The organism is Streptococcus suis (genome assembly GCF_046032535.1).
GTDB classification, from domain to species: Bacteria; Bacillota; Bacilli; order Lactobacillales; family Streptococcaceae; genus Streptococcus; species Streptococcus suis_AK.
This window is the reverse complement of the sequence record NZ_JARQPL010000030.1, coordinates 14,549-30,489: the sequence shown is the minus strand read 5'-3', so window position 1 is coordinate 30,489 and position 15,941 is coordinate 14,549. Positions and strand designations below refer to the sequence as shown.

Below are 15,941 nucleotides of genomic sequence, written 5' to 3'. Positions count from 1 at the left end.
ATTCTGTTGATGTTATGCAGTTTTCTCAAAGTAACTTCTGGAAGGACGGGAACTAGAACTTACTTTGAGAATTTACCATTTTCTTTTATAAAAAAGGAATTGAGATAGTATCACCAACATGAAATAAGGCAATCCATAATCTACTTCTAAAACTACCTGCTTATACCAAAAAAGGCCTATTCAGCCAGTTTTCGTGTTTGCACAATAAATCTCCAAGTCAGAAAAATCGCTCGCAAGAGCAGGTCAATCAAAATCGACAGCCAGACGCCGGCAATTCCTAAACCGAGCATCTGACCTAAGACGATAACACCTACGACGCGCAGCCCCCACATCCCTATCACTGTGGAGTAGAGCGGCGACTTGGTATCCCCCAAGCCCTGCAGAGCGCCAGCCATGATCAAAGAAACCGCAAGGCCTGGCTGGTTGAAAGCATCGATCCGTAAGGCTGTGACGACTTGACGGACGGCTTCTAGGTCTTTGGTAAATAGCAGAGCAAAACTTGGAGCTCCGAAAAATAAGATGGTACCGAGCAGGGACATGATGGCAACACCATAGGCAGAGCTGAGAAATGCGACCCGTCTAACTGTGAGGATGTCCCCCTTTCCCAAGGCTTGACCGATCAAAACCGCCGCCGCTGTCGCAAGACCATAGGCAGGCATATAGGTAAAACTCTCGATATTACCTGCAATCATATGAGAAGCATAGAGAGTCGTCCCCAGCCCCACAATCAAACTGAAATAGACCACTTGTCCCAACCGCATAACCAAGCGTTCGGCTGCTGCAGGTAGGGTCAAATCCACCATTTCCTTAGGACTTCCCAAGTGGAACAATTGTTTGAGATCAACTGCCAAGTCAGTCTGCTGTACCTTTCGGTAAAGCAAGACAGTACCAAGCAAGCGAGCTAAGACGGTTCCCAAGGCCGTCCCTACAATACCAAAACCTGACCAAGAGCCAATACCAAAAATCAAGAAATAGTCCAAGACCACATTAAAACCATTGGTCAGTAAGCTCATTTTCATAGGGGAAACTGTGTCGCCAGATGCCCGCAGGATTGTTCCCAAAATGGTCATCAGAGCTTGGAAAATCGTCAAGCCACCAACCCAGTAAAAAAATGCCTGGGCGCCAGCTAAACTCTCCGCATCTGCTCCCATTAAGACCAGCATCTGCCGCCCGAAAACAAGGGATAGTAAACCCAATAGCAGACCTACACCTACTGAAAGCACTAAGGCTTGACGGACATGAAAGGTAAGAGATTCCCTATCTCCCGCGCCAATAGACCGAGCAATCAAAGCTGTTGCCCCAACTCCCAAAGCCATATAGACCGCCAAATAGACATTCAAAATCGTATTGGCAAGACCAACTGCCGTCACCGCTACCAGCCCCAGCTGTGCAATCAAGAGGGTATCCACAAAACCAACTAAGGTCTGAAAGATATTTTCCACCGTCGCAGGCAAGGCCAAACGAATAATCTCTTTTCCTAAACTTTCTTGCTTCATTTTCCTCTCCACAGTTTTATTTAGAATAATTATAAATAAAATCTAGTAAAAAATCAAGAAAACAGGGAGTGGGGAAGAACTCGATAAGTCAAAAAGGAGTTCGTCTCCCCACCCCCGCACAGCTCCAAAGGTTTGGGGAACCTTTGGAGGTTGGAGATAAGGCGAACTCCGTTCGCTTCAGTCGTATAAGGAAGATTTGGAGTGGAAAACACGAATTGCTGAGATTTGCTTCGCAAATCTTGTCTCCAACCTTTAACAGTCCACTGGACTGTTAAAGCCAATCAACCACTGCGCTGAGATGTTGACACGAGCTCTGAGAAGTGCACCGATACCGAGCCTAGTTTCCTAAGGCTTCACTTTTTATAGATTTCTTTCCGGTGCCCGATTTCAAGAGCTAGGACGACCATTTTGTTATCAATAATATCGCAAATCACACGGTAATTCCCCACTCTATACCGCCACAGCCCCTTATAGTCTCCTACCAAGGCCTTGCCAAACTGTCTTGGATTCTCCAAACCGTCCAAACGTTTTTTCAAATCCTTTGCAAGCATCATCCCCACATGCCTGTCCATTTTTTTCAACTGCTTCAAAGCATCATCGCTGAGAACAAGTTTATAAGCCATCTTCTAACTCCGCAAGAACATCATCAATCGAGTGTGTAACAGGATTTTCTTGGAATTTCTTCAAAGCCTTGATACCAATTTCATAGTCCAACTGGTCTTCTATCTGTTCTGCCAGTGCAGTTTTAAATAACTCAGACAGGCTTTTTCCTGTATGAATGGCATAGCTTCTGAAGATTTCTTCTTCTGCATCGTTTAACCGCAAGGATACAATTCCCATCATTCCACCTACTTTCTACTTGTAATACATTGTAAAACAATTCGTTCAAAATGTCAATTGACACCAGAAAAACAGACCACGTTTGTAGTCTGTTTGTATATCTATTGATTTGCTTACGGATGCAAGCGATGCAACATACGTGGGAACGGAATGGCTTCACGGATGTGTTTTGTACCAGCGACGAAAGTTACCATACGTTCAATACCGATACCGAAGCCGCCATGTGGCACAGAGCCGTATTTACGAAGGTCAAGGTAAAATTCGTATTCTGACTTGTCCATACCGAGCTCGTCCATCTTGGCTACCAAGGCATCGTAATTATCCTCACGCATAGAACCACCGATGATTTCACCGTAGCCTTCTGGCGCCAAGAGGTCCGCACAGAGCACACGCTCTGGATTTCCAGGAACTGGTTTCATGTAGAAGGCCTTGAAGCTTGCTGGATAGTTGACAACGAAAGTCGGTACACCAAAGTAGTTTGAAATCCATGTTTCATGTGGTGAGCCAAAGTCATCCCCATGCTCGATGTGTTCGTAGTCTGTATCTTCATCAGCTTCATGTTCTTGCAGAAGGGTAATTGCATCGTCATAAGCCACACGTTTAAATGGTTCTGCAATGTAGCGTTTGAGAGCATCCACATCACGCTCAAGAGTTTCCAAGGCTTGTGGAGCACGGTCGATAACCCCTTGAATCAAGGCTTTGACATAAGCTTCTTGCAAGTCAAGTGACTCTTCATGGCTGAGGAATGAATACTCGGCATCCATCATCCAGAACTCAGTCAAGTGACGGCGAGTTTTTGACTTTTCAGCACGGAAAACAGGTCCAAAGTCGAAAACACGACCAAGGGCCATAGCACCGGCTTCAAGATAAAGCTGACCAGATTGGCTAAGGTAGGCAGGTTGACCAAAGTAATCTGTTTCAAACAATTCTGTTGAATCTTCTGCCGCATTTCCAGACAAGATTGGGCTATCAAACTTGATAAAGCCATTCTTTTCAAAGAATTCATAGGTAGCATAGATGATAGCGTTACGGATTTGCTGGATAGCGACCTGTTTACGAGAACGTAACCAGAGGTGACGGTTGTCCATAAGGAAGTCCGTACCGTGTTCTTTTGGTGTGATTGGGTAATCTTGTGACTCACCGATCACTTCAAGGTCTGTCACATCCAACTCATAACCAAACTTAGAACGCTCATCTTCCTTGACAATCCCTGTCACATAGACAGACGTTTCTTGGCTGAGGCGTTTTGCTACATCAAACTTCTCAGTACCAGCTTCTTCACCGAATTTTTCGATGAAGTTTGGCTTGAAGGCAACTGCTTGGAAGAAGGCTGTTCCGTCACGCAATTGCAGGAAGGCTAACTTGCCCTTGCCTGACTTGTTGGCAACCCAGGCACCAATGGTCACTTCTTGACCGACATAATCTTTTACTTGGTTGATGGTAATCAATTTTCTAGACATTATTTTTCCTCTTTTTATTTTTTCATAAATGTGTGTAGTCGTGCCACTGCTTCTTTGAGCGTGTCCATATCTGTCGCATAGCTGAGGCGGATATTCTCAGGAGCTCCAAAACCAGCACCTGTCACCATTGCAACTCCCACTTCTTCCAAAATGGCTGTGGTAAATTCAGTTACATCTGTGTAACCTTTCATTTCCATGGCCTTTTTGACATTTGGGAATAGATAAAAGGCACCTTCTGGCTTAATGACTTCAAAACCTGGTACTTCTGCCAGCAAGGGATAAATGGTATTGAGTCGCTCTTCAAAGGCCTGACGCATGGTTTCTACTGTATCTTGCGGACCTGTAAAGGCTTCAATGGCCGCATACTGAGCAGCAGTTGTTAAGTTTGACGTCGTTTGTCCGACAATCTTACTCATGGCCGCAATAATCTCAGGATTACCAACGGCAAATCCAACCCGCCAACCTGTCATGGCATAGGCCTTGGCCACCCCATTGACAACAATAGTCTGCTGACGAATGCTTTCTGAAATGCTTGAAATCGGTGTAAAGGTATTTCCATTATAGACCAAACGGCCATAAATATCGTCTGCCAAGATGAGAATATCGTGTTCCACAGCCCAGTTTCCAATAGCTTCCAATTCCTCACGACTGTAAATCATACCTGTCGGATTGGACGGGCTGTTGAGCAAGAGGACCTTGGTCTTGTCTGTCCGAGCCGCTTCCAACTGGTCTACCGTCACCTTGAAATTATGTTCTTCTGTAGCAGTGACAAAGACGGGCATCCCTTCGTTCATCTTAATCTGGTCAGCATAGGATACCCAGTAAGGTGTCGGAATAATCACCTCATCACCAGGATTGATGACCGCCGCAAAGAAGGCATAAAGAACAAACTTAGCACCTGTGGCAAGAACGACTTGATTGCGTTCGATAGAATAGCCGTAGAAATTCTCAAAGTAGATATTGACCGCGTCCTTCAACTCAGGAAGACCTGAAGCCACTGTGTAAAAGCTCGCCTTACCATCTTCGATAGACTGAATGGCTGCTTCTTGAATATTTTTCGGTGTGACGAAGTCTGGCTCACCTAAGGTCAACTCTAAAACATCACGGCCCTCAGCCTTCAAGGCTTTTGCACGCGCACCCGCTGCCAGAGTTACACTTTCTTCCATCTCTAAGACTCGTCTTGATAACTTGCTCATAAGCCCTCCTTCTTGATAAAATCTCCTGTTTCAAAATTTACTAAATAATAAGCTGTCCCAGATTTGACCTCCCAAATTGGTTTGTCATCCCTAAAACCTAGAATCACCCTATCAGCTGCTGACGCACCATTCTCTGTAGCGACTGCCTGCGCTTCTTCCTTAGAAATACCATTCGCCATTGGATAAACGTACACAGTATTTGTCTCTTCAGGAATGATAACCGCAATCATTTCCCCCTGACTCGTCTTTCCTTGCACGCTAAAGTATGTTTCTGTCCCGTTGTAGATAGAGACATCATCAACAACCTCTATATCCGTATAGTCTCGAGCTACAGAAATAGCGTGATTCTCTACATCAGAAAAAGGCTTAGCTGCAAGGTCCCAAATAACGAATATCGAAAAAGTCATGACACTTAGGAGTATAAAGGAACCAGCTATCAGCTGTCCCTTCTTCGTTGCCAATACTTCCAAAAGTTGAAAAATCTTTTTTTCCATAGTAGTCCTATTATACTACAAGTTAAAGCATATTTCCATTTTTTCCGTGATTGAATTGTGAATAAACTTTCATTCTCCTTCAGACAGAGAACGGATATAAGAACTGGGACCCACAGTTCAGCTCTTCCATGCTATAGAAAGTACTTTACCTATGAATATAGGATCTAACTTTTTTTGCTTGATAACCGAACTATTTATTGCTAAAATATTCTCATGAGAACTGTTGAACAATCTTTAAATGAGAACAAGCATGCACTTCACAGTCTAGTCGTCTTTCGCAGAGCAGCTAATACTATCGCAAAATCAGAATTAGAAACAATCAAAAAATACGGACTGACAGTTTGTCAGTTTGGAGTGATGGAGGCACTCTACAACAAAGGAAATCTGCGGATTCAAGACTTAATTGATAAATTATTAAGCACATCTGGCAACATGACTGTCGTTATAAAAAACATGATTCGAGATGGCTATATCTACAAGACAATCGATACAAATGACCGTCGTGCTTCCTTGATTGCTCTCACTCCACTTGGACGCGAAACCATTGAAAAAATCCTTCCAGAGCATTATGATCACGTTGGAGAGATTTTTTCTGTCCTTAGTTCAGAAGAACAAGACCAATTAGCCGAGATACTTAAAAAATTCAAGAATCAGCAGACCTAGGATTACCAACAAAAGACAAATACGATATACTAAATTTATGTTTTTATGAAAAGGAGGCCATCATGGCGAACGTATTGTTTTTAGTTGGTTCACTACGTGACGGTTCTTTTAACCATCAAATGGCAAAAAAAGCCGAAGCGTTCTTGGCTGATAAGGCTCAAGTATCTTACATTGATCTTGCAAAAATTCCCCTATTCAACCAAGACATCGAGACACCTATCCTTCCTGAAATTGCAGATCTACGTGCACAAGTAGACGCTGCGGATGCTATCTGGATTTTCTCACCAGTATATAACTATGCAATCCCAGACATCGTAAAAAATGCTCTCGATTGGCTCAGTCGTTCGCTCGATTTATCCAATCCAAAAGGACCATCTATCCTACAAGATAAAATCACAACTGTCTCTGCAGTCGCAAACAGTGGTCACGACCACCTATTCAAAGACTTCCAACACCTTCTTCCATTTATCCGCACCCAGATTGCTGGTGAATTTACAGGTTCAACCATCAATCCAGAAGCATGGGCAACAGGTGTATTGGAGTTATCTGACGAAACTCTAACAAAACTCGAGCAACAAGCAGCTGACCTGTTGGCAGCAATTCAATAATCAAAAAAACCAGAATTTCTGTTTTTTTTGATTAACATTTTAAGAGCATTCCGACTTCTGACAAGAATCAATTACTACTTTGATGACTTCTCAAAATCATTCCCCAACTTCACTTCTCACACACTGCAAAGCAGCTCCGATGACTTGATGCATATCATAGTAACGATAATGACCAAGACGTCCACCAAATATAACGTTCTCTTGTTGTTCTGCGAGGCGCTTATAAGCAGTATAAAGTTTGTTGTTACGATCATTGTTCACTGGATAATACGGCTCATCGCCTCGTTTCCAGGTCTTCGAATACTCACGTGTAATAATGGTTTTCGGTTGTGTACCAAATTCGAAATGTTTGTGTTCGATAATACGAGTAAATGGCGTTTCACTATCTGTGTAGTTGACAACTGCATTCCCTTGATAGTTTTCCATATCCAATACTTCTGTCTCAAATCGAAGGCTACGATATTCCAATTCACCAAGTTGGTACTCAAAGAACTCGTCAATCATTCCTGTAAAGACAATCTTCGGATAGGTAGCTAAATAGCCTTCCTTATTGGCAAAGAAATCAACATTTGTCTCAACATCAATATTCTCATGATCCAACATTTTTTCAACAATCTGCGTGTAACCGCCGATTGGAATACCTTGATATGTGTCGTTGAAATAGTTATTATCATAAGTTAAACGCACGGGTAAACGACGGATGATAAAGGCAGGTAACTCCGTACATGGTTTTTCCCATTGTTTCTCGGTGTATGACTTGATCAATTTTTCATAGATGTCTGTACCAACTAGTGAGATGGCTTGTTCTTCCAAGTTCTCAGGCGTTTTTCCTCCCAAAACTGCTCGTTGCTCTGCAATCTTCGCTTCTGCTTCAGCAGGAGTCACCACGCCCCACAGTTTATTGAAAGTATTCATGTTGAATGGAAGATTGTAGATTTCACCTTTGTAATTGGCGACTGGTGTGTTTGTATAGCGGTTGAACTCCGCAAACCGATTCACATAATCCCAAATTTCTTTTTCAGAAGTATGGAAAATATGTGCGCCATATTCATGGACTTGAATACCTTCTACTTCTTTTGTATAGATGTTACCTGCAATGTGGTCTTGTTTTTCGATAACCTTTATTTTTTTACCCTTTTTAGCTGCCTCATGAGCAAAGACTGCACCGAACAGCCCTGCACCAACAACTAGATAATCGTACGACATTATTTACCTCTGAAAATTACATTTATATATTAACTAACAAGAAACAAAGTAAGTCTTTATTTCTGTTTATCAGCAATTATATCAATCTAACACACCTATTTCAATTACAATTAGTGACAGCTAGATTACCAGACTTATTGTTCATACAGTCAAAAAAGAAAGAGAAGAGCAACGAGCCTTCTCCCCTAGAAATCTAAATACACAATTAAAAATGTAGCTTTAGAAGGCTAGTCTCTTCTAAAAATATCACGCGTATACACTTTATCTAATACATCATCCAAGACAGAGTCGTATCTATTTGCAACAATTGCGTGACTTTTAGATTTAAACTGATTCAAATTATTAATCACTTTTGAACCAAAGAAGGTGGAACCATTCTCTAAAGTCGGTTCAAAAATAATCACTTTTGCCCCTTTGGCTTTTAGACGTTTCATAACTCCCTGAATAGAACTTTGACGGAAATTATCCGAATTACTCTTCATTGTCAAGCGATATACACCGATGATCACTTCTTTTTCTCCCAATTGAGAGTATTGATCATGTGACGAATAATCATAATAGCCAGCTATCTTCAAAATTTGATCAGCAATAAAATCCTTACGAGTCCTATTTGACTCTACAATAGCTGTCATCATGTTCTGTGGAATATCATTGTAATTAGCCAATAATTGCTTTGTATCTTTTGGCAAGCAATAGCCTCCATATCCGAAAGAGGGATTATTATAATGATCGCCGATACGAGGATCCAAACCAACTCCTCGAATAATCGATTCTGTATCTAATCCTTTTAGCTCAGCATAGGTATCCAATTCATTGAAGTAAGAAACACGCAAGGCCAAATAGGTATTGGCAAAAAGCTTAACCGCTTCAGCTTCTGTCGATCCCATATGTAATACATCGACATCCTCTTTCAAGGCACCTTCTTGTAGTAGCGAGGCAAATAGTCTTGAACCTTCTACTACCGAATCTGGAGCTCCTTCTTCACAGGATACAATAATCCGTGAAGGGTAGAGATTATCATAAAGTGCTTTTGACTCTCTAAGAAACTCTGGACTAAAAATAATATTTTCCGTAGCAAACTTTTCACGCATAGACTGGGTGAATCCAACAGGAATCGTTGATTTGATGACCATTAATGCCTTAGGATTGACCGACAATACTGTTTGAATCACAGATTCCACATGACTAGTATCAAAATAATTCTTAGCACTATCGTAATTAGTTGGAGCAGCAATTACAACTATTTCTGCCTCTTTGTAGGCTGTTTCAGCATCTAATGTTGCAACTAGATTTAAGTCTTTTTCAGCTAGATATTTTTCAATATAATCATCCTGAATCGGAGACTTCTTAGAATTGATTAAGTCAACTTTTTCTTGGATAATATCCACAGCTGTAACCTGATGATGCTGTGCCAATAAGACTGCGATAGATAGACCGACATAGCCTGTTCCTGCGACGGCGATATTTTTCATTTCTTACTTCCTCTTTCCTTTACAAGACAAGAAAATAGTGCTTATGCATAATAATTTTTATACCATTGAGCAAAACGATGCAAACCTTCTCTAAGACTTGTAGACGGTTTAAAGCTAAAATCCCTTTCCAGTGCAGAAGTATCCGCAAATGTTACAGGAACATCTCCAGCTTGCATAGGCACCAGTTTCTTATGTGCTTCAATATCAAAATCTGCTGGTAATACTCCTGCCAAAACTAGTTCCTCACCCAATATGTGGACAAAATCCAATAAGTTTTCAGGATTGCTATTGCCAATATTGTAGATTGCATACGGCGGAATAGGGAGACCATCACTTCCACTTCTCTTCTGCGGTGCGCCAAACATGACACGCTTGACACCTTCCACAATATCATCTACATAAGTAAAGTCACGTTTACAATTTCCATAGTTGAAAATTTCAATCGTTTCACCTTTTATCAGTTTATTTGTGAATCCAAAATAAGCCATATCTGGACGACCTGCTGGACCGTAGACCGTAAAGAAACGTAGTCCCGTTGTTGGAATATCATAGAGCTTACTGTAGGCATGTGCAAACAGTTCATTTGACTTTTTAGTTGCTGCATAAAGCGATACTGGATTATCTACCTTATCATCCGTAGAAAACGGTACCTTCTCATTTCCACCATATACAGAAGATGAAGAAGCATATACTAAATGCTCAACTGGGTAGTGACGACAGGCTTCTAGGATATTCTGAAAACCAATAATATTGCTCTCTATATAAACATCTGGATTGGTAATCGAGTAGCGAACACCAGCCTGAGCGGCTAAATTAACGACAATATTCGGATGGTAATCTTCAAAAATTGAAGTGACCAAATCCTTGTCTGCCAAGTCTCCCTCTATGAAAGTCCACTTGCTTTTACTATGGATCAACTGTTGCTCAATCTGTTCAAGACGATATTGCTTGAGCGATACTTCGTAATAATCGTTCATATTATCAAGACCGATAATATGATATGCTTCGCCACTCCTTAATAGTTCTAATACTAGGTTGCTGCCGATGAAACCAGCTGAACCCGTGATTAAAATTTTTTTCATGATAAACCATCCTCCCTAATTATATTATTCTGGAAAAAACTTACGAAAAATTAAATTACAATTTGTTGAAATCTTCTTAATCTTGTCTTCTAACAGCATCTCAAAGACTACCTCTCGTAAATTCTCTAGAATAACACCAATGAAAAATATCAACAATATACTAAAAATATAATGCCAAATAAAAATACTACTATGTCTATAGTTGCTTACTTTCAATAAATCTTTCCATAACCACTCTCTAATAAAATCATTATCATGAATTAAATATATTGCAAATGTTGCTTTCGCTACTTTATTTACCCAATAATTTGTAAAACTTTTGAGTGACAGCATCCCATTGAAAAAGAAAACTGTAAAAAAGAATGTCAAAATACTATGTGAATTAGTAAAAAAATAAATTTTAGTTTCAAAAAATTCACTTTGTAAAGAACATAATTTTAATAGCTGTATAGAAATAAAAATTAACAAATAAAAAACTAAAGATATTATAAACGACTTAGCTGTATCAACATATAAAAATTTATATTTTTTTATTCCAGATCCTAAAATATACAAAAAAATAAACCAAACAAAATTAGAAAAATTTAAGTCCTGATTAAAAAAAGTTGGAATAAAGCACCATAAAACAAACCCCAATAAAAGTAAGAACTCCAATTGTTTTTTATTCAAGATAGTAATTGCATAGTTTAAATAAGGCATAAACACTAGAATCAGAAAATATGTAGTAACAAACCAGTATCTATCAGTGATAATAGGAAAAAAGGACTTTATTATATCTATTACAGATATATCATTAAAAACTATCAATCCAAGTAATAAACCTATAGTTGAATAAAATAAAGTTATCAAAGCTGTTTTTAATAGTCTTTCGGTTTTATAAATACAGTCACATAACAGATAACCACTCAACATAATAAAAAGATTAGCCCCAATTTTACCACCAATATATAAAAAGTCTGACGTTAATCCATTAAAATCAAAACCTGTTACTTCGTTCACTATCCCGCCATGCAAAACATAGTGACTAGATACAATAAATAACATGCTAAAAATTCTAATTAACTCTAATTTTGAATCTCGTTCAATACTTTTTTTCATATTATAATTCATCCTTTAAAATTAATGACTTAAAGAATCCCAAAAGTAATCTCCTGTTAAATATTAAATTACTTAACAAAAGAGATAGAACAGATAAAAGGACATAACCCATTGTATAATAAACCAAATGCATAAAAGTGGTAATTTTAGGAGCTAAATAACTTCCCAGATAAAACATTGCTACAACATTACAACTCCCTGTAAAAATATATAAAATAGACCCAATAATACTAGCCCCAAGTTGAACTTTCTTTGAATAATTAAGTAAATATAGAAGTCTATATAGCATTGCAATTAATGTGCCTATCGCTAATCCAACCATTCCAAAAAGAGCTGTAAAAATAAAGGTAGATGCAATATTTAAAATTGCCTCAATAATAGCACTCATCTGAGTTTCTTTGTAATGACCAACAGATTGCACATAGATATTATAACTATATCTCATACAAAACATGTACTGTGATAAGCACATAAATAATGCAAATCCATACAAAATATAATCTGCATCGGTTATATTTTGAGTATACAACGTAATAAACGGAATAATTGAAGCTGCAACAACTGAAAATATTAACGTAATGAGCGTATTGAGACCCCATTCTAAATACCTAAATTTTTTTAAAACTCCTTGAGTTGACTCTTTTGAAACTACCCTACCAAAATAAGGAGTTAAACTTGTAACAAGTGCATAAATGATTCCCCTTATCCCAGAAAAAATCAGAGCATAGACGGAATATATTGAGATATTTTTCAAACTTGATAAAAGAGTTAAGACAATAATATCGGTATTTCCAAGAACAATACTTGAAAGATGATGATAAAAACCATTAAACTTTTGTTTTATTGGTTCCTCAGTATATCTAATATTATAATCGATATTATAACACTTCCTTACATAAATATCCATAGCTAAAGGCCGCGCTAAATAAATAAATGATGTTGAAAGAAAAACAATATGAACGTTTTTTGAATAATTAACTATCACTGCTGTAGCAAGAGTATTAAGTATAACAGTCACCATTGATAGCCCCTGAGGAATATAATTCTTCTGATCTGCTGTTAGTAAAAGTTGATTAACAATTCCAAAATAGTACTGACTATACAAATTTAATGAGAGTATCACCATAAGGATACTAACGTAAACAAAATTAAATTCTACAACAAATAATGGATAAGTAAAAACCAACACTACTAAAAAAAAGGTAAAGTATAAAACTAATTTATTAAAAAATCTCTTGGACGAAACAATTATTGCACTCACTTTTTCAGTATCTTGTTTAAAGAGCGGTTCATATAAGGAGCTTGAAATTACAACTCCAATTCCCATTTCTAAAAATGTTATAAAATTTAAAAATTGCCGAATTGAGGTCACTAAACCATTTACCGTTGAACCAAAGGATTCTAAAAGTACCCTTGGTAAAATAAAACCACAAACGATAATGACCAATTGGTTTAAAATTGAAATTAAAATATTCAAAGAAAGTTGCTTATTATTAGTCATTAATTACCTCTGGATACTTCTTCAATAGAAACTTCATTTTTTCATCGGAGGACATCGTCTTAGTCATTTCAAATTCTCCTCTATGCTTTAAAATATAATCATCTATTGTACTAATAAATCTAGCTGGTACCCCTCCCCAAATTTCATTACACGGAACCGAGTGCGTAACAACCGCCCCAGCCGCAATAATGCAATTATTTCCTATGGTTACTCCTGGCAGTATGATAGCATTGACACCGATATGAACATTAGAACCAATTTCAACTCTATCAAACAGGTCAATTTCCTGATTTCCCACTAAATGACGAGCGACCCAAACTCCGCCATCATGTGTAGTAATTTTTACATCCGCCGAAATTCTAACATTGTCACCAATAGTCACCAAATAAGGTTCACTTCCAAATGAAGCACTCTTATATATTTCACAGTTGTTTCCAATCACGATTCCTTGTTTTCTTAGATAATCTTGATATAATGATTGGGATGAAAATCTCTTTATCAATTTTTCAAAAAGATTTAAAAATCTCATTTTTCTACTCTTTCTTTAATAAACTGAATATAATATAACAGCATTGCAATGATGATTATTTTAAAATAAGGTAATAGCTGACCATAAAACGTAACTGTTGAAAAATCAATTAAAAGATTTGATACTATCAAAAGAATTGCAACTTCCTTTTCCTCACATTTGGGCAATGAAAACAACTGCAAAGACAACAATACGTAGATAAAATAATATGCAGTGCTAAATACAATCCCTCCTGATACTAGGCTTTCTATAAAATTATTATGAGAATAAACTCCAAAGCCAGATATCTGAGCAAATGCCCCAATCCCCCAGCCCAATATTGGTTTTTCCCATATCATATTTTCGGCAAATTCTATCATATGAATTCTCTTCAAAGTCGAGCCGGCATCAACTGGTACTGTGCCAATTCCAAATAACCCTAAAAAACTATTTAATCGTTTACCAATCAACGTATATAATACGGGATTATTTTGAACTTCATACCAAAAAATAAAACCCACCAACAGAATAACAATTACATTAGAAATTTTTGCCTTTCGTAAACTCTTAAAGAAAGCAAATATTACGGGGATAAAAGCAGTCAACAAACCTGCTTTAGAACCTGTAAATAATATACAAACTAGTTCTACTGCAAATAAGAAGACATACCTTATTTTTTTAGATTTTAACAGAAAATATAGGGTCAACATCGCAAAAAAACCATAGAGCCATGCAATACTGTTGGGGTTTATATTACTTGAAACTCCCAGTCTATAGCCAGAATTGGCATTTAAAAAATCTCTCCATCGAGATTGGATAATATCGATTTCTTTTAAAAAAATAACCGGTGTACAGAGTAAAACTCCGTATTGAACAACTAAATCAAGATACTTTAAAAGATAATTCACAAGTCTCGTGAGCCCGATCATAAAGAAAATCATGGTGATATTTGCAAACAATACTAAATTATAATAAAAGGAAAAAAAATCTTCATTGCCTGTCCGAATCATTCCTAAGATTAGAATTTGTAAAAAAATAAATATTAACCATATCAAAATAATTGATAAATATTTGGAAATCTGGCCTTTAAACTTCGGATTATAATAAAATAAATAACCTAAAAAAAGAACGGGGGTACAGACAAGATACTTACCGTTAAAAAACAATTCTATAAAGAATGCTCCCACCGTAAACAACGCTGCAAAATGGTAACTTAATGTCCGTTCATCGTTTCTATCAAGAATCTTTCCCATTGATCTGTTATCTCCTCTATATTGTGTGTTTCAAATATCTTGATAGAGTTCCTAGAAACCTGCTCTACTAAGGAATCATCATCATACATTGTCATTTTGTCTATCAAATCAGACTCGGTGATATCACAGATTAAGCCATTTACGCCATGAGTAAGCAATTCTCTTACTGTTCCTGGGGAAAAATCTGTTGAAACTACTGGAACCCCTAATGCCAACGCCTCCATCAATACATTCGGCATTCCTTCATATTTTGAAGTAAGAACAAACATATCCGAACTGGCAATCTCTTCTAAAATTTGAGAAGTTGTTCCTCTAAGGATAATTTTATTTTCCATATTCAACATCTTAATCTGTTTCTTTAAATCTTGATATAGTGCACCTTCCCCGAATATTTCTAAGATAGAATCAGGGTGCGTCTCATTATATTTTGAAAACGCTCCAATCAACATGCTGTGATTTTTTTGTTCTGTTAATCTTCCTACCGAAATAATCCTCTTAAAATTTCTTACAACACGCTTTTTATTTGGGGTATCCTTTTTGGTAAATGATAGTGGATTATGAATTACTGTGCTATTTTTTATTGATTGCTTGGGAAAATATCGTTGAGCACCTTGATTTTGAAAAACATATCCGTTACAAAAATAAGATATAACTGTATGGAAGAGCTTGGCAATACCTGTATACTCTCTGCTAGGATCATTCCTCTCAGAATATATCATTTTTATTCTTTTTATTTTTGTAAATAGTAGTGCATAAAAAGTCGGATGAGGCCAAAAAGAAATAATTAGATCAGGTTGTACATTCCGGATACTTTTTATAGTATTGAAAAACATATCACCGTGCGTTTTTAACTTATTTTTATAACTTACTTCATTGGTCAGCAATTCAACATCACTATCTAATTGATAGGGTAAATGACTTCCTTCAACAGAGCACAGACAGATATCATAACCTCGCTCAGCTAGAGAATTGGCTAACATGGCCATATTCCGTTCCGCCCCTCCAAAACTTTTATTGCCTGTTTTGGATTGTGTTAAACACCCTAAAATCATTATTTTTTTCAT

The 15,941-nt window shown here is 37.6% G+C and carries 16 protein-coding genes; 2 read left to right on the top strand and 14 right to left on the bottom strand.

Features of this window, described 5'->3' with window-relative positions; genetic code table 11:
- Positions 1-176: 176 nt before the first annotated feature.
- The 6 genes from P7J58_RS08990 to P7J58_RS08965 all read right to left on the bottom strand — a co-directional run bounded on the left by P7J58_RS08990 (position 177) and on the right by P7J58_RS08965 (position 5,486).
- Positions 177-1,496, bottom strand: a complete 1,320-nt coding sequence (locus P7J58_RS08990) for an MATE family efflux transporter (RefSeq protein ID WP_408556140.1) — start codon at positions 1,494-1,496, stop codon at positions 177-179.
- 353 nt (positions 1,497-1,849) lie between these two features.
- A complete protein-coding gene (locus tag P7J58_RS08985) occupies positions 1,850-2,119 on the bottom strand; it encodes a type II toxin-antitoxin system RelE family toxin (protein WP_105147927.1) in 270 nt (89 codons plus the stop codon).
- Positions 2,109-2,336 (bottom strand): type II toxin-antitoxin system RelB family antitoxin, encoded by a 228-nt coding sequence (gene relB, locus P7J58_RS08980; RefSeq protein ID WP_002938604.1) that lies wholly within the window; start codon positions 2,334-2,336, stop codon positions 2,109-2,111. The genes P7J58_RS08985 and relB overlap by 11 nt, the downstream gene beginning before the upstream one ends.
- Positions 2,337-2,449: 113 nt before the next feature.
- Complete coding sequence (gene asnS, locus P7J58_RS08975; protein WP_002941729.1) at positions 2,450-3,796, bottom strand: asparagine--tRNA ligase; 1,347 nt, start codon at positions 3,794-3,796, stop codon at positions 2,450-2,452.
- Positions 3,797-3,810: 14 nt separating this feature from the next.
- Positions 3,811-4,992: a pyridoxal phosphate-dependent aminotransferase gene (locus tag P7J58_RS08970; protein WP_192369765.1), complete on the bottom strand. Its 1,182-nt coding sequence runs from the start codon at positions 4,990-4,992 to the stop codon at positions 3,811-3,813.
- Entirely contained in the window at positions 4,989-5,486 is a 498-nt protein-coding gene (locus tag P7J58_RS08965; RefSeq protein WP_099872560.1) for a DUF5590 domain-containing protein, read from the bottom strand. Before P7J58_RS08965 ends, P7J58_RS08970 begins: the two co-directional genes overlap by 4 nt.
- Positions 5,487-5,699: 213 nt before the next feature.
- Here P7J58_RS08965 and P7J58_RS08960 point away from each other — a divergent pair, with 213 nt between their 5' ends.
- Both P7J58_RS08960 and P7J58_RS08955 read left to right on the top strand, forming a co-directional pair.
- Positions 5,700-6,149: a MarR family winged helix-turn-helix transcriptional regulator gene (locus P7J58_RS08960; protein WP_009909619.1), complete on the top strand. Its 450-nt coding sequence runs from the start codon at positions 5,700-5,702 to the stop codon at positions 6,147-6,149.
- A gap of 62 nt (positions 6,150-6,211) precedes the next feature.
- A complete protein-coding gene (locus tag P7J58_RS08955; RefSeq protein ID WP_408556141.1) occupies positions 6,212-6,757 on the top strand; it encodes an NADPH-dependent FMN reductase in 546 nt (181 codons plus the stop codon).
- Between the two features lie 96 nt (positions 6,758-6,853).
- Here P7J58_RS08955 and glf read toward each other — a convergent pair whose 3' ends face one another.
- From glf to P7J58_RS08915, 8 genes are all read right to left on the bottom strand, one after another.
- On the bottom strand, positions 6,854-7,966 hold the full coding sequence (glf, locus tag P7J58_RS08950; protein WP_408556155.1) for a UDP-galactopyranose mutase: 1,113 nt from the start codon (positions 7,964-7,966) through the stop codon (positions 6,854-6,856).
- Positions 7,967-8,190: 224 nt separating this feature from the next.
- On the bottom strand, positions 8,191-9,435 hold the full coding sequence (locus tag P7J58_RS08945; RefSeq protein WP_408556142.1) for a nucleotide sugar dehydrogenase: 1,245 nt from the start codon (positions 9,433-9,435) through the stop codon (positions 8,191-8,193).
- Between the two features lie 41 nt (positions 9,436-9,476).
- Positions 9,477-10,517 (bottom strand): NAD-dependent epimerase/dehydratase family protein, encoded by a 1,041-nt coding sequence (locus tag P7J58_RS08940; protein ID WP_408556143.1) that lies wholly within the window; start codon positions 10,515-10,517, stop codon positions 9,477-9,479.
- Positions 10,518-10,541: 24 nt separating this feature from the next.
- Complete coding sequence (locus P7J58_RS08935) at positions 10,542-11,615, bottom strand: acyltransferase family protein (RefSeq protein ID WP_222329920.1); 1,074 nt, start codon at positions 11,613-11,615, stop codon at positions 10,542-10,544.
- Between the two features lies 1 nt (position 11,616).
- The gene (locus P7J58_RS08930; protein WP_105157668.1) at positions 11,617-13,116 is read right to left on the bottom strand and encodes a lipopolysaccharide biosynthesis protein; all 1,500 of its coding nucleotides are present in this window, start codon (positions 13,114-13,116) and stop codon (positions 11,617-11,619) included.
- Entirely contained in the window at positions 13,109-13,645 is a 537-nt protein-coding gene (locus tag P7J58_RS08925) for an acyltransferase (RefSeq protein ID WP_105157667.1), read from the bottom strand. Before P7J58_RS08925 ends, P7J58_RS08930 begins: the two co-directional genes overlap by 8 nt.
- A complete protein-coding gene (locus tag P7J58_RS08920) occupies positions 13,642-14,877 on the bottom strand; it encodes an O-antigen ligase family protein (RefSeq protein WP_408539648.1) in 1,236 nt (411 codons plus the stop codon). The genes P7J58_RS08925 and P7J58_RS08920 overlap by 4 nt, the downstream gene beginning before the upstream one ends.
- Entirely contained in the window at positions 14,838-15,941 is a 1,104-nt protein-coding gene (locus P7J58_RS08915) for a glycosyltransferase (protein ID WP_408556144.1), read from the bottom strand. The genes P7J58_RS08920 and P7J58_RS08915 overlap by 40 nt, the downstream gene beginning before the upstream one ends.

Coding starts and splice junctions, on each gene's coding strand:
- P7J58_RS08945 (WP_408556142.1), bottom strand. CDS start 9,435: ATGAAAAATATCGCCGTCGCAGGAACAGGCTATGTCGGTCTATCTATC.
- P7J58_RS08935 (WP_222329920.1), bottom strand. CDS start 11,615: ATGAAAAAAAGTATTGAACGAGATTCAAAATTAGAGTTAATTAGAATT.
- asnS (WP_002941729.1), bottom strand. CDS start 3,796: ATGTCTAGAAAATTGATTACCATCAACCAAGTAAAAGATTATGTCGGT.
- P7J58_RS08960 (WP_009909619.1), top strand. CDS start 5,700: ATGAGAACTGTTGAACAATCTTTAAATGAGAACAAGCATGCACTTCAC.
- relB (WP_002938604.1), bottom strand. CDS start 2,336: ATGGGAATTGTATCCTTGCGGTTAAACGATGCAGAAGAAGAAATCTTC.
- P7J58_RS08970 (WP_192369765.1), bottom strand. CDS start 4,992: ATGAGCAAGTTATCAAGACGAGTCTTAGAGATGGAAGAAAGTGTAACT.
- P7J58_RS08925 (WP_105157667.1), bottom strand. CDS start 13,645: ATGAGATTTTTAAATCTTTTTGAAAAATTGATAAAGAGATTTTCATCC.
- P7J58_RS08920 (WP_408539648.1), bottom strand. CDS start 14,877: ATGGGAAAGATTCTTGATAGAAACGATGAACGGACATTAAGTTACCAT.
- P7J58_RS08965 (WP_099872560.1), bottom strand. CDS start 5,486: ATGGAAAAAAAGATTTTTCAACTTTTGGAAGTATTGGCAACGAAGAAG.
- P7J58_RS08955 (WP_408556141.1), top strand. CDS start 6,212: ATGGCGAACGTATTGTTTTTAGTTGGTTCACTACGTGACGGTTCTTTT.
- P7J58_RS08915 (WP_408556144.1), bottom strand. CDS start 15,941: ATGAAAAAAATAATGATTTTAGGGTGTTTAACACAATCCAAAACAGGC.
- P7J58_RS08985 (WP_105147927.1), bottom strand. CDS start 2,119: ATGGCTTATAAACTTGTTCTCAGCGATGATGCTTTGAAGCAGTTGAAA.
- P7J58_RS08990 (WP_408556140.1), bottom strand. CDS start 1,496: ATGAAGCAAGAAAGTTTAGGAAAAGAGATTATTCGTTTGGCCTTGCCT.
- P7J58_RS08940 (WP_408556143.1), bottom strand. CDS start 10,517: ATGAAAAAAATTTTAATCACGGGTTCAGCTGGTTTCATCGGCAGCAAC.
- P7J58_RS08930 (WP_105157668.1), bottom strand. CDS start 13,116: ATGACTAATAATAAGCAACTTTCTTTGAATATTTTAATTTCAATTTTA.